The following is an 18,953-nucleotide window of genomic DNA, read 5'->3' as shown; positions in this document are numbered from 1 at the left end:
TCCATGAATGCCGGGGCGTTTTTATTGAGTGCGCAAATTGTCGAGCGTTTCTGGACACCTCAATGTCGAGCACAGACAACTGATACCCGGCCAAGCCCTATAGGGTGCGACTTCAGTTCTCCCTAACGCTCGGAGTCATCATGTCCGCACCGATTACCGTTCTTCGCGACACTCACCCGCTGCCGGTGCTCGACGCCTGCAAATGGGAAAAGCTCGAAGGCGACCCGCACACCGTCAACCTCAACGCCTACACCAGCGAAGACGGCAGCAAGATCATGGGCACCTGGATCTGCACGCCGGGCAAGTGGTACGTGGAATACGTGAAGTGGGAATACTGCGATTTCCGCGAGGGCTACTGCATCATCACCCCAGAGGGAAAGGAGCCGATCCATCTGCGCGCCGGTGATATTTTCGTCATCGAGCCGGGTATGAAAGGCACATGGGAAGTGGTTGAAACCGTGCGCAAGTATTTCGTGTTTGCCTGATGCAAAAAAACCGGGAGATCACCCGACGTGATTTCCCGGTCAATGTCGATGCTTTACCTGTAGGAGCGAGCTTGCTCGCGAAAAACTCGAGAGCAACGCGGGGTGTCAGATTCCCCGCGTTATCGTTAACGACCATCGCGAGCAAGCTCGCTCCTACGTGGTTTTATTGCGGTTTGCGATAGCTGTTGATGATCGCCGAGAAGTCTTGGCCACCTTCCCCTCGCTGGCTCATCGCCTGATACAACTGCTGGGCCACCGCGCCGAGCACCACCGGCTGATGCGCCTGACGGGCCGCTTCCGTGGCCAGCCCCAGATCCTTGAGCATCAGTTCGGCACCGAAACCACCGGTGTAGCCACGTGAAGCCGGCGCCGTTTCGACGACGCCCGGCCACGGGTTGTACATCTCCGAACTCCAGCAACGCCCGGTGGAACTGTTGATGATCCCGGCCAGCACGCCGGTGTCGATGCCCAAGGCATCACCCAGCGCCATGGCTTCGCTGACACCGACCATGGAAATCCCCAGCAGCAGGTTGTTGCAGATCTTGGCGATTTGCCCGGTGCCGACTTCACCGCAATGAACGATGTTGCGGCCCATCTGCCCCAGCACCGGTTGCAGGGTGGCGAACAGCTCGGGGGTGGCACCGACCATGAAGGTCAGGGTTCCCGCCGCTGCACCACCCGTACCGCCGGAGACGGGTGCATCGGCCACGCTCACGCCTTGCTTGGCGGCCACCGCGGCAACATCCCGCGCGGTTTGCGGATCGATGGTGCTGCAATCCACGGCCGGTACGCCTTGGGCGATCCCCGCCAGCACGCCGTCTTCACCCAGCCACACGCTGCGCACATGCACGGCAGCGGGCAGCATGGTGATCACCAGTTCCGCCCCTTGAGCCGCTTCACGAGCGGTGGCGCTGATGCTGCCACCCAGTTGCTCCAGCTCTGCCAGAACGGTTTTGTTCAGGTCCACCAGCCGCAGCGAATGGCCGGCCTTGATCAGGTTGCGCGCCATCGGCGCGCCCATGTTGCCGAGACCGATAAAAGCGATTTTCATGTGCGGCTCCTTATCGCAAGTTAATGGTGGTGTTCACACCGTCGTTGACGCTGTCGTCATCGAACCAGCGACTGGTGACCGTCTTGGTCTGAGTGTAGAACTGCACCACTTGCTTGCCATACGGACCGAGGTCGCCCAGTTTGGAACCGCGCGAACCGGTGAAGCTGAAGAACGGGACCGGCACCGGAATCGGGATGTTGATGCCGACCTGGCCAACGTCGATTTCGCTCTGGAATTTGCGCGCCGCCGCACCGCTCTGGGTGAACAGGCCGGTGCCGTTGCCGAACGGGTTGGCGTTGACCAGTGCAATGGCCTCGTCCAGCGTGTTGACTTCCAGCACCACCAGCACCGGGCCGAAGATTTCCTGGGTGTAGATCTGCATGTCGGTGGTCACGCCGGAGAACAGGGTCGGGCCGACGAAGTTGCCCTGCTCGAAACCTGGAACCGTGATGTCGCGACCGTCCAGCTCAAGCTTGGCGCCTTCCTTGATGCCGCTTTCGATCAGATCGAGAATCCGTGCCTTGGCCCGTTTGGAAATCACAGGGCCGACGTCTGTGCCTGGCTCGCTCCCGGCATTCACCTTCAGTTTTTGCGCCAGCGCTTTCAGGTCCGGCAGCCATTGTTTGGCCGCGCCCACCAACACCACCACAGAGGTGGCCATGCAACGCTGGCCGGCGGCACCGAAACCGGCGCCTACCAGCGCATTCAGCGCTTGTTCACGGTTGGCGTCCGGCAGCACTACGGCGTGGTTCTTCGCGCCCATCATCGATTGCACGCGCTTGCCATGTTTGCCGGCCAGGTCGTAGACGTGAGTACCGACGGCGGTCGAACCGACGAACGAAACAGCCTTTATGTCCTTGTGGGTGCAGAGCGCGTCCACTACGTCCTTGCCACCGTGGACAACGTTGAGCACGCCAGCCGGAACGCCAGCTTCGATGGCCAGTTCCACCAGCAGCATGGTCGACAGCGGATCCTGTTCGGATGGCTTGAGTACAAAGGTGTTGCCGCAAGCGATGGCCATCGGGAACATCCACAGCGGAATCATCGCCGGGAAGTTGAACGGCGTGATACCGGCGCAAACGCCGATTGGCTGACGCAAAGTGTAGGTATCGACGCCGCCGGCGACGTTTTCAGCGAACTCGCCCATTTGCAGCGTGCCGATGGAGCAGGCGTGTTCGACCACTTCCAGGCCGCGGAAGATATCGCCTTCAGCGTCGGCGATGGTTTTGCCCTGCTCGTTGCTGAGCACCACGGCGATGCGTTTGGAGTGCTCGCGAATCAACGCCTGGAGCTTGAGCATGATGCGCATCCGCGCGCCGATCGGCGTCAGCTTCCAGGTCTGGAAGGCGCGATGGGCGGCGCTGATGGCGGCGTCGACTTCCTGAGCCGTTGCAAACGGCACTTTCGCCAGTACTTGCTGGGTCGCCGGGTTGACGATGTCGTGCCATTCAGTGGTCTGGGACTCGACCCACTCGCCGTCGATCAACAACTTGACCTGATGCACGGTGGTTTCGTTTGGCGTGAGCGATACGTTCATGTTGGGTCTCCGGGACGTTGTTCTTATTAAGAGAGCTATCTTGGGAGCCAAGGCGAGAAAATCGCCTTGAGATGAGTCGTGTGTCGCGAATTGGTTGTCGGACTGTTTTTGGAGTATAGATGTGCAAACTTCTAATAAGAACGCACATAAAAGCCGGTCCATCATGCAAAAAAACATCACGTCGCTAGGTTCGCTGAACTGGGATGACCTCAAGTTTTTCCTCGAAGTCGCCCGCACCCGCAAGGCCAGCACCGCAGCCAAACGCCTCGCGGTCGACTACACCACCGTGTCGCGGCGCATCAGTTCGCTGGAAGCGGCATTGGGCACATTGCTGTTCGAAAAATCCCGGACCAGCGGTTTCGTCCTGACCGCTGAAGGCCAGCGTTTGCTGGGTTATGCCGAGTCGATTGAAAGCACACTGCACATGGCCTGCGAGCAGGTTTCCGGATCCGGCGTGGCGCTGTCCGGGCACGTGCGCATGGGTTGCACCGAAGGCTTCGGCAGCTTTTTCATCACCCCGCAACTCAGCCATTTCGTCGACGCCTACCCGGCTATTTCAGTGGACATCCTGCCGCTGCCGCACTTCATCAGCCTGTCCAAGCGCGAAGCAGACATCGTCATCGCCCTGGAACGCCCGGAGCATGGTCCGTACGTCTGCTGCAAACTCTGCGACTATAAATTGCAGCTGTACGCGACCCAGGATTATCTCAATAAGCACCCACCGATCCGCCGCCCGGCAGACCTGGGAAAGCATTCATTCATCAGTTATGTCGACGACCTGGCGTTCAGCTCGGAGCTGCTGTACCTGGCAAACGTCCTGCCCGGCGCCAGCGCCAACTTGCGCAGCACCAGCGTGATCGCGCAATTCGTGGCGGCGCAGCAAGGGCGCTCGCTGGCCATTCTGCCGTGCTTCCTGGCGGCTCAGGATCCGCGGTTGTTGCCGGTGTTGCCCGAGGAAATCAACATCACCCGGCAATTCTGGATGTACTGCCGCGAGGACCTGAGGAAGCTCAAGCGGATTACCTTGTTGTGGGATTACATCAGGGAGGTTACTGAGCTGAATCAGGGTTTGTTGATGGGCGAGCGGCGGGAGATGTCGTTTGCTGATTAAGAATTTTCAAGGAATCAGGCAGCGGGATCGTAACGAGGTCACCCTACTTAAGCAGCCACTGACGATTTTTCATAACTTTTGAGAATCGTCCTACAGACACGCCAAACACCCTTGGAGTAGCGTCCTGTCGCACTTAAATGGCGAAACATGGATCGTCAATTTGCACAGGGGGTGTTATGCCGGTTGAAAACCTATTCCCGAATTATCTGGGATGTAATGGGATAGACAGCAACAGGCTACATGCCGAGGCGACGGAGGCAGCACAGGCGGCTTGGGGCAGAACAGTGGCGGCGAACGAAAGGAACGAGCGGGAAGCTGACGCACGCAGGAACTCGATCAAGAAGCGGGATGAAGTGGGGCTACGCGGATGCGTCTTCGCCAAGAGTTGCACGCTGCCAGATGGGACCATTAACTACACCAGCCCCAGCGGAGCCATTCCCACCGATCCGATTAGCCAATATGGCGAGTTTGCCTTGCTGGGTGGTCGTGAGGCGGATGCACAAGGGAACATTCCTCTCAAGAAAATCAGTGGCGCCCTGCCCGCCTCACTGGGAACACTTCTATTAGGCGGCGCTGCTACTGCCACCGCTGGTGGTGTGTCTTGTGGTGGTTTATGTACGGCTGGCGCTGTGGCGTCCGCGGCGACCTCTGGTGTTGCTGCTGGTGCATTGGCGGGAGTGGTTGCATTGCTGTGGCCATCCAGCTTGGGCGACAGCAGCCTATATACAGAAGAACAGCTCCAGTTGCTTAAAGAAGGACGTACGCGTGTCCGATTAACCGTTGAGCAACAGGCCGATGGTAGCCTCAAGGGATACGGGTACAACACCCAGAAGCGCCGTGACTGGGAAATGATTCCCGTAGTGCAGTTCGTTGCTCAAGGCTCCCAGCAAGTGGCTGACTTTGGTGACGGAGTAACATTGATATGGACGCCAGCCACTGACCCTTCCAGCACGACAGGGATTCCAGCGTTAGAAGGCGCACCACAGGCGCCTCAGATTTGGATTTATCCGCCCACTGAACAGGCTGATAACATCATCGTCAGTCCGATCTACCCGGACGCTTACAAAGATTTCATTCTGGTGTTCCCGGCTGATTCTGGCGTGCAGCCGTTGTACATCGTGATGAATGTCCGCCTTGATCCCGGCACCGTAACGGGACAAGGAAAAGATGTGACTGGCATCTGGTTAGCCGGGGCGAGTGTTGTACTCGGTGCCCCCATACCAACAAGAATTGCCAGCCAACTCAGCGGCAAAAGCTTTAGTAGCTTCGATGCTTTCAGGAAGGCGCTCTGGAAGGCCGTAGTGGCTGACTCGGAACTGAGCAGCCAGTTCATCCCAGACAACATAGAACGCATGCAAAACGGCAATGCCCCCAAAGCTCGTTATCGAGATAGGGCAGGAAGCAAAAGCTCTTTTGAGCTGCACCACGTCGAGCTGGTTTCAGAAGGCGGGCAGGTGTACGACATAGACAATTTGCGAGTCAACACCCCAAAAAACCATATCGATATTCACCGGAAATAGAACCATGAAAAACCACTTCTCTGACTACACAGAAGCCGAATTCATCCAGTTCATGCGAGAGATACGCGAGGCAAACAAACACGCATCTGATGAGGTTCTTGATCCGCTTCTACAGCAGTTTTGCCAGTTGACCGAACACCCGGATGGAACCGACCTTATCTATTACCCGGAGGATGGAGCGGACAACTCAAACGAAGGCATCACCCAGACAGTGAAAAAATGGCGCGCTGCTCAGGGGTTGCCGGGGCTCAAAGACGAGTGACCGAAGGGCGACATTTTCCGAGCATGACGGACACCCTACTGAAAAACAGCTTCTCTGAGTACACCGAAGCGGAGTTCATCAAGCTGCTGCAAGAACTCGCTAAGGAAGACGAACAAGCCGAAAACGATGATCGTGCAGACTTACTTTTGGGCACTTCGAGAAGGTAAGCGAGCACCCGGCAGGGGCAGACTTGATCTACTACCCAGAGCCGGGAGCAGAGAGCTCCCCTGAAGGCGTGACGCAAATTGTAAAAGAATGGCGTGCGTCCCAGGGCTTGGCGGGATTCAAACACCTAACGAATGGATTGTGAGAGAACATAGGGAGCTTCGACCTGAATTAATGCCGCCGTTGCTGGACGAGTCTTTAGTTGCTCGACTGACGAAACTTTCTGAACAAATTGATTGCGGACATCCCGAGCAAACTCGGGAGCAGTTGGCCGCGTTCAATCAAGAAGCCATGACTGAGCTTGAGTTCATCGACTTTCAGGGCATTTATGGAGGCCAAGACCATGATACTTGGGTTCGCAAGGTCTTAGCCGAGCCGTATCTGCGACGTGTGTCAGATATAACCAAGCATGAGCTGATAGAGCTGGCTCGAAGGGTGATGGAGGGCGATGACGCTGACCATGCAATCGAGTTTTGGTTGAACATGCTGGAAATCAACATACCCAATGAACGCGTATCCGATTTGATTTTTTGGCCAGACGAGTACTTTGGTGATGTGAACTACTCGCAGAGCCTATCGCCAGAGCAACTGATAGACATTGCGTTGAATGATAGAGATGTTTTGCTGTAGCAACAGCCCACCCACACCAAAGGACTGTCATCCTGCACGGCGGTGAAACTAGGGGGTGGGCCAGAGGCGGGAGATGTCATTCGCCGATTAATCAGCGCTGACCACAATCGAAACCCGGCGATTCTCGGTGCGGCCGGTCGCGGTGTCATTGGAGGCGACGGGTTGACTGCTGCCGAGACCGCGTAGCTGGATGTTTTCCTCCTTCATACCGACCAGAGTCAGAACTTTGCTGACACTTTTGGCGCGACGCAGGGAGAGTTGTTCGTTGTAAGCCTCCTTGCCCGAGGCATCGGTGTGACCATCGACCCGCACCCGCTCGATCCCGACGCCCAGCAACGCCTTGCCAATGCGCTCGACAATCTCGGTGCTTTGCGGATTCAGGCTTTCGATGTCACTGCCAAACAGCACTTTACCGGACAGGCCAAACGCCCAACCCTCGTCGGTCAACTCGAAACCTTGTTGCTTGAGCACAGCGATCTGCGCCGGGGTCAGGCCTTTTTGCGGCGCCGTCTGGCAGCCGGTCAGGGCCAGCAAAGCCATGAACAGGGTCATCGCGAGAAATTGCAGGGAACGCTGGGTGATCGAAAACACGTTATTTAGCTCCTGGCTTGAACATGGGCGACAGGGGGCTCCGCCACTGCCGTGTGCTGCGCGCCCCGGGAGAGGCGCTTGGCTTGGTACATGGCCGCGTCGGCGGCGTTAAGCAGAGTGCCGGGTGTAGAACCATGATCCGGGAAGACGGCAATACCGATGCTGAGTGAAGTCAGGACCTGGGCATTACCCGGCAACGAAATCGGCATTTCCATACTGGCGATGATTTTGTCGGCAATGTGCTCAGCGTCCTCGATTGTGTGCAGGGGTGTCAGCAGGATGGCAAACTCGTCGCCGCCGAGCCGCGCCACCAGGTCGTCTTCGCGCAATTGTGCCCGGACCCGATTGGCCACGGCTACCAACACCGCATCACCCGCGGCATGACCGAAGTTATCGTTGATCTCCTTGAACCGGTCGCTGTCGAGAAACAGCACGGCGACCTTCTCATCGAGCTTTTGAGCATTACGTAGCGCGCGAATCAACCGGCCTTCGAAGAACGCCCGGTTCGGCAATCCCGTGAGGCTGTCATGACTGGCCTGATGCGCCAGGGATTCGTTCTCACTCTTGAGGTGGGTCTGCCAGGATTCGAGTTCATCGAGCAGGGCATTGAAGTCGTTGCCCAGATTGTCGAGTTCGGCAATGGCGGCGCGGGGAACACGCTGATCAAAGGCTCGTTCGCTACGCACGGCGTGAGCCACGAAAGCCAGGCTGCGCAGCGGCCCGGTGATGCCGCGAAGTTGTCGACGCGCCAGATACAGCGCGACCCAGGCGCTGATGGCGGTGCACAAGACGATGCCCACCAGGCCGCTGAGCAAAAAGCGCAACAGGCTGCCACCGTGGCCGGTGAGCTGGATACTGCCGACTACCAGTCCTTGATGAACGATTGGCATGTCGATGGGTTCTTCCAGAAAGGCCTTGGCGATCTCCATTTCAAGGTCGGAGAAAAAGCCGGTTTCCGGTCGTTGCCAGCGGGCCAGCAACTTGCCCTGCCCGTCCAGCACCTGGGCGTGGGCCACTTCTTCGGTGGACGCGATCAACGCCAGCGATTCGGTGGCGGCAACCTTGTCGTTGAACACCACCGCCGCTTCTACCGTGTAATTGATTGAACGCGCGATCAGGTCCAAGTTGTGATCGGCATAGACCCGCAAGGCCAGGACGCCCAGCAGTGTCAGCGAAACACTGGCCATGGCCACGGCAACCAGTGCAACGGTCAAATGACCGCGACCGATGACCGAGCGCAAGGTTGGGCGTGTATCCGGTTTGAAGAGACTCATGGGACCGCCGGCTTGCGACGGGACAACTGCAACACGCTAGGATGAATACGCACCCCACTGCGGGCAACGGAATCGAGGTTGACCTCGAACGACACTTGATCATCGCTGACCCGCAGACAAAACAGACTGCCCACGGTGCATTGATCATCGCTTTCGCTGATGCTCAACACCGGACGTCCTGTTAACGAGGCGAATAGCCGGCTGCGTTCGTCATCGGTCAGTTTGCCGATGTAAACCGCATCGCACTCCCCGGCAATGGACGGGTTGTCCGCCAGAAGTCGGCGCACAACGACAGGCCGGCCAGTGGCTTGCGTCGTGCCCTTGACCAGGTCATCGGTGTATTCGGTGGGACCGACAATGCACAGGCGCAGTTGAGTAGGTTCAACCGGCCAGCGGGCATAACTGAGAATCCCGAGGACCACTTGGGTCACCGCTCTGGCGCGCTGATCGGCCATGCCGACCGGGGTTTGTGACTGAGCCACAACGACGCCGCTAAGCAAACAGAGAAGGCCTGCAAACAGCACTTGCTTGCAGCCGACAACGCGCGCTGTCGTCCAGGCAGCCACCTTCATCCAGTGATACTCTTCGATCGTAACGGAATGTTGCCGCGACGATAGCACAGTGCTGAAACGCCAGCGAGGCCGTGCAGCAAGGCTCTTCGGACAGATTCCGTCACTTGGAGCCGACTTTTTCAAGCGTCGATCGCTTCTTCCAACTCCAGCATCAACCCGCTCAAGCGCTTAACTTTACGCCGCACCGCCTCTTCGAACACACTGGCCCGAGGTTCGATCAAGGTGAACCAGTCCTTGGCGCGGGTAATCCCGGTATAGATCAATTCCTTGGTCAACACGGGGTTGAGGGCGTCCGGCAGAATGAGCGCGGTATGGGCAAACTCCGAACCCTGGGATTTATGCACGGTCATCGCATACACGGTTTCGACGTCGTTGAGCCGGCTCGGCAGCACAAAACGTATGCCGCCTTGGCCATCATTGCGCGGAAACGCCACGCGCAGGACTTGCTTTGCAGGGCTGTCACGCTCCGGCAACCGTAGGGCAATGCCGATGTCGCCATTCATCAAACCCAGGCCATAGTCGTTACGGGTCATCAACACCGGCCGACCTTCGTACCACTGCTGGTCGTTATCGATCAGCCGGGCCTTGAGTAACGCGTCGGTCACTCGCTGATTCAGCCCCTCCACTCCCCAAGGTCCCTTGCGAACGGCGCATAACAACTGGAACGTGTCGAAAGCCTGCAACACCTGCCTGGCCCATGCGGCCCAACGGGGATCATCGAGCGTGCTGTCGAGCGGTGGCCGCTCGCGTCGCAGCAGGTTCAGGTAATGCCGATAACCTTGCGGCCCATCGCCATGGCCCTCAAGCAGCAAGCGCTCGAGGGTCCGATCCTGTTCCCCTTTGAGGGGCAGAGAAAATACGTCGTCATGGGTTCGGGCCGCCAACAACTTGCGGGCCTCCTCAGGCTGCTGCTGGTTCACCCAGCGAGCCAGTTGACCAATGCCGCTGCCTTCGCCGAAACGGCGTGAGTGGCGCAGCATCACCACTTGTTGAGCCAGTGGATGCGTGCCTTCGGTGTCTTCATGCAAACCGCTGGAAACCAGGCTCTCGCCACTGACCGACTCCAGCCACTGACGAGTCTGCGGGCTGTACCAGCCAGCTTCGGCATCGCGACACAGATCGCCCAGCACAGCACCTGCCTCAACCGATGCCAGTTGATCCTTGTCGCCGAGCAGGACGAGACGGGCATGGGCCGGCATCGCGTCGAGAAGATTGGCCATCATTTCCAGGTCGATCATCGAGGCTTCGTCCACCACCAGCACATCCAGCGGCAAGCGATTACCCGCGTGATGACGAAAGTGCCGAGTGCCGGGACGACTGCCGAGCAGACGGTGCACGGTGGTGACGTCAGACGGGATTTTTTCTCGGATGGCTTCAGTGACTTTCAGGCTGCGGACCTGCTGGCTGATGGACTCCGTCAGCCGTGCCGCCGCTTTGCCGGTGGGCGCAGCGAGGCGGATGCGCAGCGGTTTTCCAGCCTCTACCGCCGGTGCCTGAAGTAACGCCAGCAAACGCACGACTGTGGTGGTCTTGCCGGTTCCCGGGCCGCCGGTGACGATGCTGAAGGCGCTACGGGTTGCCAGGGCACACGCCAGTTTTTGCCAATCGATGACTTCACCGGGTTTGACCGGGCCGAACAGACTGCTCAGGCGCTGGGCCAAATCACTCGGTGCTGTTTCGTGTTCTGCCAAGCGCTGGCGTAGTGAATTGTCGATACGCCGCTCGTAAGCCCAGTACCGGCGCAGGTACAGGCGTTTGCCGGATAGTACCAATGGCCGCTGCTGTGCCGCCTCACGAGCATCGACTGCCAAAGCGACCAGGCTGCTCGAGGCCAGCACCTTGCACCAATGGGCACCGTCCAGCGCCTCAAGCAATTGCGACGGCAGCAGCATCGCACCACTTTGCACGTCACCTTCGGGAGGCAGCGACAGGGCGAAGTCCGGCTCCTTCAACGTCTCGAACAAATCCAGGCACACATGGCCATGACCCAATTGGTGACTGGTCAATGCTGCAGCCAGCAACACCAACGGATCGTCATCGGGAGCGAGTTCGTGCAGGAAGGCAACGAAGGCCTTGTCCAGTGCCCGCAACCAGCCACGTTCGCCCCAGCGCGTGAGCAACAGCATCAAGTCATCGGCGCGACTCAACGGGGCCAGGTCCGCCAGGCTTTCGGCCGCCAGTGAGGTGGGCAGCAAATTAGCGAAGGTGCGACTCATAGCAGTACTCCCTGTTCCCAGGCGGGTTCAGCCTTGGGTTCTGGCTTGCCTTGGAACATCCGGTCCAGACGTTCGATCAGCGCTCTTGGAGGACGGGCGAAAAACACCCCCTGGCTGGATGCGCGCGTACCGCGCAGAAACAGGTACAACGCGCCCCCGACATGTTGGTCGTAATCGTAATCGACCAGCCGCGCCTTGAGCTGTCGATGCAAGGCCAACAGGTACAGCACGTATTGCAGGTCATAACGGTTGTCGAGGATCGACTGCTCCATGGCCTGCTCGGTGTACGCCGCATCGTCAGCGCCCAGCCAGTTGGATTTGTAGTCGGCGACGTAGTAGCGGCCGTCGTGCTCGAACGTCAGGTCGATGAAGCCCTTGAACATGCCATTGAGCAACACCGGTTCAGCGGCCACCCGGGCCACGCCGTTGTGCGTGTATTGACGCACCAGTTCATCGAGTTTGATGACGTCGACCTTATGGCTGGCGAACCAGAATTCCATTTCGACGCGGTATTGGGTCAGCCGCTCGAACACTACCGGTGTTTTTCCTGCGTCAATGTGCAGCGGGGATTTGAGCAGGTGCTGCAGCCACTCGCTCAACGTGGTGATCCAGCCTTCCCAACCACGGCGGTTGCAACGACGACCGATAGCGTCCTCGACGGCTTTGGGCGTGACAGCAAAACCTTCGTTACCAGCCCACTCAAGCAGCCCATGAAGGAAGGTGCCGGGGTTCGGGCCACGAGGGAATCGATGGATATCAGCGCCGCCCGGAAGGAGTTCTCGTGGTGCATGCGGATCAAGCCGTTCGTCATCGAAAAGCTTTTGCGCCTGCGGACTTTCCGGGGCTTCATCGGTGCCCACGCTCAGGCTGTCGCCGATGCGCAAGGCGCTGTAAGAGGCGATCCACCAGTTTTCGCTGGCCTTGCGTTTTGGGGCGAGCGGCGCAAGCAAGATCGCTTCGTTGCGAGGCGGGTGGTAATGCTCGTCGGTCGCTTCAGGCATTTGACCGTAGCTCAGCGCCGGACAGCCCTGTTGCAGGTCCTCCAGCCAACGCTGCAACCCGGCCGATTCGGCCAATGCCGCGCCGCCGCCCAGCAAATAACCCAATGCTGACAAATGCAGCACCGAGCTGTTGTTATTGCCGCGCTTGAGGTCTGTCACGCCAAGCCAGCAGGCATGTTGCGCCCGGGTCAGGGCGACGTAGAGCAACCGCAGATCCTCGGCCAGGCGTTCATCGTCCGCCAGTGCGATCAACTCGGGCGTCGGCTTCAAACTCACGTGGGCCTTGCCGCTGGAATCGTGGTAATGCAACGGCAGGCGGCTGCCATCGACCGGTTTTGCCGAACAGATAAACGGCAGGAACACCAACGGATATTCAAGCCCCTTGGACTTGTGAATGGTCACGACCTTGACCAGTTGCTCGTCGCTTTCCAGACGCAGAATCTGCTCTTCGCCCGCTTGACCGGACAACGCGAGGTGCTCGGACAAATGCCGGATCAGCGCTTGCTCGCCATCGAGTTCGGCGCTGGCCTGTTGCAGCAACTCGGACAGGTGCAGCAAATTAGTCAACACCCGCTCGCCGTCGCTGCGCGCGATCAATGCCTGGGGGAGCTCAAAATCATGCAGCAAACGTCGCAGCATCGGCAGTACGCCCTGCTTGCGCCAGATCTCGCGATAACTGCGGAACTGCATGACCCGCGCTTCCCAGGCCAGTTCGTCCTGATTCAGCCGCTCCAGTTCAACCAGCGACAGGTTCAACGTGATGCAGGCCAATGCGGCCCGCAGCGGACGCTCGACATCCGGCTCGGCACAGGCCTTGAGCCAGGTCAGCACGTCGTGGGCTTCCTGGGCGGCGAACACCGAATCCTTGTCCGACAGATACACACTGCGCACGCCTCGAGCAGAGAGCTCGCCCCGCACCGCCTGGGCCTCTTTTCCGTCGCGAACAAGGATGGCGATATCCGACGGCAACAGACCTCTGAAGTCCTTGCCCTCCCGTGTAAAGCCTGCCTGGCCTTGTTGCCCGCCATTGAGCAATGCCGTGATTTCACTGGCGCAAGCTGCGGCCAGCTGTTGCCGGTACACCGCGCCTGACAGTGGCTGCTCGGAGGCCAAATGCCAGGTGTTCAGTGCAGGCACAACCCGACCATCGATGTGCAGGACTTCCTTGCGCCCCTGAGATTCGACGGGCAGAAAGGGTACCGGGTTATCGCCGTTCTTTTCGCGAAACAGGAATGCGCCGCGCCCCGATGCACGAGATTCGGCCTGCTCGAATACATGGTTCACCGCACCGACCATGCCATGACTGGAACGGAAGTTGGTGCCCAGGGTATGCAGACGGCCAGCCGTGGCCTGGCGGGCGCGCAGATAGGTATAGATGTCGGCGCCGCGAAACGCGTAAATCGCCTGCTTTGGATCGCCGATCAGGAACAGGCCACATTCGGGGTTGTTGTCTTCGATGCGATAGATGCTCTCGAAGATCCGGTACTGCACCGGGTCCGTGTCCTGGAATTCGTCGATCAGCGCTACCGGAAATTGCTCGCGGATCAGGGTCGCCAGACGCTCACCGCCCTCGGACTCCAGCGCGGCATCCAGTCGCAACAGCATGTCATCGAAGCCCATTTCTGCGCGACGACGCTTTTCTTCTTCAAACCGTGCACCGACCCACTGGGCAGCATGCTGCAGAACCGCAGCATCAGGCGTCGGCAATCCATCAAGGCGGGTCTTCAGACCAGGCATCGCATCCAATCCCGGGTGATTCGGGACCTCGCCCTTCTTCCAGGCTTCAGCCATGCCATCGGGGGTCAGGCGAGAGAAGCCAGTCCCGATGTCCAATTGCTCAAGGGATTCGTCACCGGCCCAGGCTTTTATTTTTTCAAACCAGGGCTCGAAATAGCGCGCCTGCATCTTGCGACCATCAACGCTCTTGCTCGCGACACCCTCGTGACAAATGGCAAGCAACTCATCGGCCCACTGACGCCATGGCATCTTCAGTTCGAGCAAGGCTGCACGTCGCTCCTGCAGGCATTCGACGATCAGTTCAGCGGGCTCCTTGCCTTCTACGCTGTCCCGTTCGCTGGCAAACAAACCGCGGACGCGTGGCAACAGGGCCGCCGGACCGCCCCAATTGCCGCGCACCCAACTCAGCGCGTCGCCTTGCATCGGATAGCAAAACAAGCGCCAGTAATCGCGCAGGACTTCGCCCAGCAAATCGCTGTGATCGGTTTCCAGGGTTTGAGTGAACAGGCTGCCACTGTCGAACGCGTGTTCACGCAACATGCGCTGACACCAACTGTGGATGGTCGAGACCGCGGCTTCATCCATCCACTGGGCGGCGATGTCCAGGCGATTCGCGCAACCGGACCACTGCTCTGGGAGGTACTGATCGCGGAGCTCGGCAATCAGGCTGTCGGGGGCCGATGTTTCATCGCGAAAAAAACGAGCAGCCTCGGCCAAACGCGTACGGATTCGTTCTCGCAGTTCCTTGGTCGCAGCGTCGGTGAATGTCACGACGAGGATCTGCGGCGGTAACAACTCACGTCCAAAACCGCTCGATTCGCCGCCGTGGCCAAGGACCAGGCGCAGATAAAGCGCGGAGATCGTGAAGGTCTTGCCGGTCCCGGCACTGGCTTCGATCAATTGGCTGCCCCGCAACGGGAACGACAAGGCCAATGGTGTTTTTGTGGTCATGAGCGCGGCTCCTCGCTGGTCAATGATCGCCAGGGCGCGTCAAGCAGTGGCCGATAGAGGGCGTTGCACCAATCCGGGAATGTCTCATCGTCCATCAGGGCGTCATAGTCGGCGAACTGCCGTGCGAGTGCCGGGCTTTCTCGGCGTTCACCGTCAGTGGTCAGGCCATCGCCTTCATAGGCTTTGCGGGCAGCGGCTTCGGCTTTGCTCAGATCAGTTTGACCCAACCACGCGAAAGCTGTTTTCACGGCAACCGGCAGTGGTTGGCGCATGCCTGTTTGCCATGCCATTAACAGGTCTCCGAGAATCCTGCGCGCCACGTCCTCGTCCATGGGACCGAGCAGCAGACTGTCGTCACTGGCCACCAGTGCCGTGGTCATCGCCATGCCGCTGGCGCAGGCCACCAGGTGATTGACCCAGGGACGCGTCAGTCGATGCCATTTACGAGACTTGATCGCACCGATGCTGTTAGGAATGGTGGTGACGGATAGCAGACTACCGTCGGCTCGTTGATGCAGGCCACTAAGCCAACCTTCCAGATGCAGCCCGTGCAATTCCATGTTCACGGGTAGCGCACTGGTGAGCGGCGTTGGCCATAACGCCAGGAGCTGTTGATAGCGCTGCAGAAGATCCGGCAGCGGTTCGATCAACTCTCGCTGAAGACATTCTCCAAAACCGGCCATCGGTAGCAGCCCGCTGTTTTGCAGGCGCTTGGCCTGTGCCTCGAGCGCCTGATCGGTTCCTTCCAAATGTCCCAGCGCCGCTCCGAGCAGGCTGTCGCTGAGGCTGTAACGCTGCAACGCGTCGAGTACGAAAGGCTCTTCATCCGCCAAGGGCATTTCAGCCGCTTCGAAGAACACCTTCAGCCGCTGGCTGAAAAAATGTCGTACCGGGTTGCGCAGAAAATCCTGCAGCTGACCGAGACTCATCGGCTCGTCCGGAATGTAGGGAACAAGTCGTTCGGTATCAGTCGACTGCCCGGCGGTCTGGTGCAGCACCTGCCACTCACTGGCGTAGCTGAATAGCTCATCCCCTTCATGGAAATAACGGGCGCTGAAAGGTTGCAACGGGTGTTCCTGAGTCATGGCCTCAAGCAGATTTTCTGAGGTGCCCTCCAGTCGCCAACCGCTGGCGAGGTGATCGCGCAACTGGCCAATTAGCACAGACGCGGGACGCTCACTGTTGTCGCGAATACTGCGGCCGACCCAGCTGATATAGAGTTGTTCGCGAGCCGACAACAGCGCTTCCAGCAGCAGATAGCGGTCATCTTCGCGACGGGAACGGTCACCGGGACGGTAATCACTGCCCATGAGATCGAAATCCAGTGGCGGTTGAGCACGCGGGTAATCGCCGTCATTCATGCCGAGCAGGCAGACCAGTTTGAAGGGGATCGCGCGCATGGGCATCAGGGTGCAGAAATTGACCGCTCCCGCCAGGAAACGCTGGGACAGTCGGCCTTGATCGAGACCGGCGAGCCAGGCCTCCCGGACCACCGTCAAGGGCAATTCGTCTTGCAGATTGACTGATTCACAGGTCTCGAGCCAGGTTTCACGCAACGCTTCGAGTTGAGTCAGCAGGTAATCGTCATGCTCATTGCTGGCCTGGAAGAACAACTGGACCAGCGCCTGCAATCGCAAACTCCATTGCTGGGGCGTCGCAGGCTGGGAGAGCTCCCGATGGGCAATCTCAAGCGTATTGAGCAGCGCAACCAAAGGCCCGATGAGCGCCGCATCCAGACCACCGATTTCGTCGTAGGGTTCGATACCTTCACAGGCACCGGCACTGCCCACGGCATAACCGAGCAGCATGCGTCGCAAACCAAAACGCCAACTGTTTTGTTCCAGCTCCCCAGGCAGTCCGAGGCCTACGCGTTGCTCGGCGTTCATTCCCCAGCGAATGCCGGCGCCTTCGATCCAGCGATGCAACGTCGGTAGATCGCGCTCCTCTACACCGAACCTTGCACGAAGGGCGGGAACGTCCAGCAGATCGAGGATTTCGCTGACGGGGAAACGGCTATCAGGCAGTTTGAGCAGATGCTCAACCGCGATCAGCAGCGGATCACGGCCGCGCTGCCCCTGGTCCGTGAGGGTGAAGGGTATGAAGCGCGGGTCGTGGCGCTCCAGCTGACCAAACACCGCGCGAATAGGCGGGGCATAACTGTCGATGTCCGGAACCATCACGATGATGTCACGAGGCTTCAAGTCGGGATCAGCGCTGAAGCGGGCAAGTAATTGGTCGTGGAGAATCTCCACTTCGCGCTGAGCGCTGTGGGCGATATGAAAACGGATCGATTCGTCTCGCTTTAAATCGACTGCCGGCCAGCGCTCACGCGTTTCGTTCAGAGGACGTAATTCAAGAATGTCATCCTGCAGTTCATTGAGCATGCTCTGCGGCTGGCTGTCACTGAACAGGTCAATGCGTCCATCACGAAAGGCCGAGCGATAGCTGTTGGGTTCGTCGTAGCTGTCGAGCAGATTGATGTAGTCACGACCCTGTTTACCCCACGCCGCCAGCAGCGGATGTGCGTGCTGGTGGAGGGTCTGCGGATCAAGCACAGCGGGCATGCCGCTCTTGCGGGCCTGGCGTTTGTATTGATGCCGCAACAAGTCTTTATCGGCGACGATGTCTGCCCAGTGGTGACGACACGGGTTGTGCACGCACAGTAACACCTGACTGAAGCGAGCCAATCCGGCCAGTGCTTCCAAGGCTTGAGCGGGCAACGAAGAAATTCCGAAAACAATCACCCGTGATGGCAAACCATTGGGCGCCACGTCCAGGCTGTTGATGCGTTCGATGAACCTTTGATGGACTCCGGCGCGGCTTTGCGCCATGCCCTGCTCTCCAACATCCAGCAACAGCGCTCGCCATAACTCGGCCTGCCAGCAGTTCGCCGGGGTCAACGGTTTTGCTTCGCCTCTGCCATTTCGCAGCTGATGACGACCTTCTGCCCAGTCTTCGAGCCAGTCAGCCCGATACACCTGATATTGGTCGAACAAGTCCGCCAACCGCTCAGCCAGCTGATAACGTTTACGCAAATCGCTGTCATTGGTAAGGAAGCGCTGCAAGGGTTCGAAGTGCGGTTCATTGATCAACTGTGGAAGCAGGCGCATCAACCGCCAGGTCAGCGGAGCTTTATCCAGCAAGGATTTTACCGGAATTTCATCACGCCCAAGCACCATGCGATAGAGCTGCCACATGAAGCTACCCGGCAGCTGCACGTCGATGGCTGCGGCGATTCCGCAGCCGCCCATGTCGTCTTCTTCAGGGTCTTCAGCGAGCGCCAGTTTCAACCACTGGGCGATGCCATTGCTTTGCACCAAGGCAATTTCGTTTTCCAGAGGAGCCAACGGGTAACGCCGCATCCAGCTCACCACCAGGCTGCGCAACTCGTCCAGGCGGTTACCGTGAACCACCATAAAACCAGCACTGAGGGACGTCGCATCCGGCATAGAGGCTTCCTTGGGAAAATACAAAAGCTAGGGCCGAACCTTAGCATTGTCGGGAGAGTGTGACAGCCGGGAGCAGTCCGATGTGGCTGTACGAACTTTCCTGCGGGCAAAACAAAACCCCTACCTGCATACGCAGATAGGGGTTTCGGAATTTAATCTTGACGATGACCTACTCTCACATGGGGAAACCCCACACTACCATCGGCGATGCATCGTTTCACTGCTGAGTTCGGGATGGGATCAGGTGGTTCCAATGCTCTATGGTCGTCAAGAAATTCGGTAGCCAGGTCGTTCTCCTTGCGGATCACGCTCCAGCGAATGGGTATGTGATAGATCTTGGTGCTTTGTGAGTATCTCGAACTTTCGGTTCGTTTCGTCTTCACACACCGCAATCTGGCCTC

Annotated in this window: 13 protein-coding genes, 1 rRNA gene and 1 pseudogene; 6 read left to right on the top strand and 9 right to left on the bottom strand. The window is 58.8% G+C overall.

The features are described 5' to 3' along the window. Positions 1-140 precede the first annotated feature (140 nt). Entirely contained in the window at positions 141-485 is a 345-nt protein-coding gene (locus tag ACA052_RS03445) for a cupin domain-containing protein (RefSeq protein WP_008024653.1), read from the top strand. A 163-nt stretch (positions 486-648) separates the two neighbouring features. On the opposite strand, the gene mmsB is transcribed toward ACA052_RS03445, so the two are convergent. Both mmsB and ACA052_RS03435 read right to left on the bottom strand, forming a co-directional pair. Then, the gene (mmsB, locus tag ACA052_RS03440; protein WP_497648417.1) at positions 649-1,536 is read right to left on the bottom strand and encodes a 3-hydroxyisobutyrate dehydrogenase; all 888 of its coding nucleotides are present in this window, start codon (positions 1,534-1,536) and stop codon (positions 649-651) included. 10 nt (positions 1,537-1,546) lie between these two features. Beyond that, a complete protein-coding gene (locus tag ACA052_RS03435; protein ID WP_497648416.1) occupies positions 1,547-3,073 on the bottom strand; it encodes a CoA-acylating methylmalonate-semialdehyde dehydrogenase in 1,527 nt (508 codons plus the stop codon). A 163-nt stretch (positions 3,074-3,236) separates the two neighbouring features. Here ACA052_RS03435 and ACA052_RS03430 point away from each other — a divergent pair, with 163 nt between their 5' ends. The 5 genes and pseudogenes from ACA052_RS03430 (at position 3,237) to ACA052_RS03410 (ending at position 6,761) form a co-directional block, all read left to right on the top strand. Then, on the top strand, positions 3,237-4,184 hold the full coding sequence (locus ACA052_RS03430; protein WP_497648415.1) for a LysR family transcriptional regulator: 948 nt from the start codon (positions 3,237-3,239) through the stop codon (positions 4,182-4,184). Positions 4,185-4,360: 176 nt separating this feature from the next. Beyond that, positions 4,361-5,704: an S-type pyocin domain-containing protein gene (locus tag ACA052_RS03425; protein ID WP_497648414.1), complete on the top strand. Its 1,344-nt coding sequence runs from the start codon at positions 4,361-4,363 to the stop codon at positions 5,702-5,704. Positions 5,705-5,708: 4 nt separating this feature from the next. Continuing rightward, positions 5,709-5,966, top strand: a complete 258-nt coding sequence (locus ACA052_RS03420; protein ID WP_497648413.1) for a bacteriocin immunity protein — start codon at positions 5,709-5,711, stop codon at positions 5,964-5,966. A gap of 23 nt (positions 5,967-5,989) precedes the next feature. After that, a pseudogene (locus tag ACA052_RS03415) lies at positions 5,990-6,276 on the top strand (bacteriocin immunity protein). A 29-nt stretch (positions 6,277-6,305) separates the two neighbouring features. Beyond that, positions 6,306-6,761 (top strand): bacteriocin immunity protein, encoded by a 456-nt coding sequence (locus ACA052_RS03410; RefSeq protein ID WP_497648412.1) that lies wholly within the window; start codon positions 6,306-6,308, stop codon positions 6,759-6,761. 87 nt (positions 6,762-6,848) lie between these two features. On the opposite strand, the gene yfiB is transcribed toward ACA052_RS03410, so the two are convergent. The 7 genes from yfiB to rrf all read right to left on the bottom strand — a co-directional run bounded on the left by yfiB (position 6,849) and on the right by rrf (position 18,824). After that, positions 6,849-7,352, bottom strand: coding sequence for an outer membrane lipoprotein YfiB (yfiB, locus tag ACA052_RS03405; protein ID WP_497648411.1), 504 nt, complete (start codon positions 7,350-7,352; stop codon positions 6,849-6,851). 5 nt (positions 7,353-7,357) lie between these two features. Next, complete coding sequence (gene dgcN, locus ACA052_RS03400; RefSeq protein WP_497648410.1) at positions 7,358-8,626, bottom strand: diguanylate cyclase DgcN/YfiN; 1,269 nt, start codon at positions 8,624-8,626, stop codon at positions 7,358-7,360. Then, on the bottom strand, positions 8,623-9,198 hold the full coding sequence (gene yfiR / locus ACA052_RS03395; RefSeq protein ID WP_497648409.1) for a regulatory sequestration protein YfiR: 576 nt from the start codon (positions 9,196-9,198) through the stop codon (positions 8,623-8,625). The genes dgcN and yfiR overlap by 4 nt, the downstream gene beginning before the upstream one ends. A gap of 119 nt (positions 9,199-9,317) precedes the next feature. Further along, complete coding sequence (recD, locus tag ACA052_RS03390) at positions 9,318-11,414, bottom strand: exodeoxyribonuclease V subunit alpha (RefSeq protein WP_497648408.1); 2,097 nt, start codon at positions 11,412-11,414, stop codon at positions 9,318-9,320. Beyond that, a complete protein-coding gene (gene recB / locus ACA052_RS03385; RefSeq protein ID WP_497648407.1) occupies positions 11,411-15,103 on the bottom strand; it encodes an exodeoxyribonuclease V subunit beta in 3,693 nt (1,230 codons plus the stop codon). Before recB ends, recD begins: the two co-directional genes overlap by 4 nt. Beyond that, positions 15,100-18,552: an exodeoxyribonuclease V subunit gamma gene (gene recC / locus ACA052_RS03380; RefSeq protein ID WP_497648406.1), complete on the bottom strand. Its 3,453-nt coding sequence runs from the start codon at positions 18,550-18,552 to the stop codon at positions 15,100-15,102. Before recC ends, recB begins: the two co-directional genes overlap by 4 nt. 156 nt (positions 18,553-18,708) lie before the next feature. Further along, a 5S ribosomal RNA gene (gene rrf / locus ACA052_RS03375) occupies positions 18,709-18,824 on the bottom strand. Positions 18,825-18,953: the final 129 nt, after the last annotated feature.

It is taken from the genome of Pseudomonas sp. LBUM1644 (assembly GCF_059716195.1).
The sequence above is the reverse complement of the archived record's forward strand: the minus strand, read 5'-3'. Positions and strand labels throughout refer to the sequence as shown.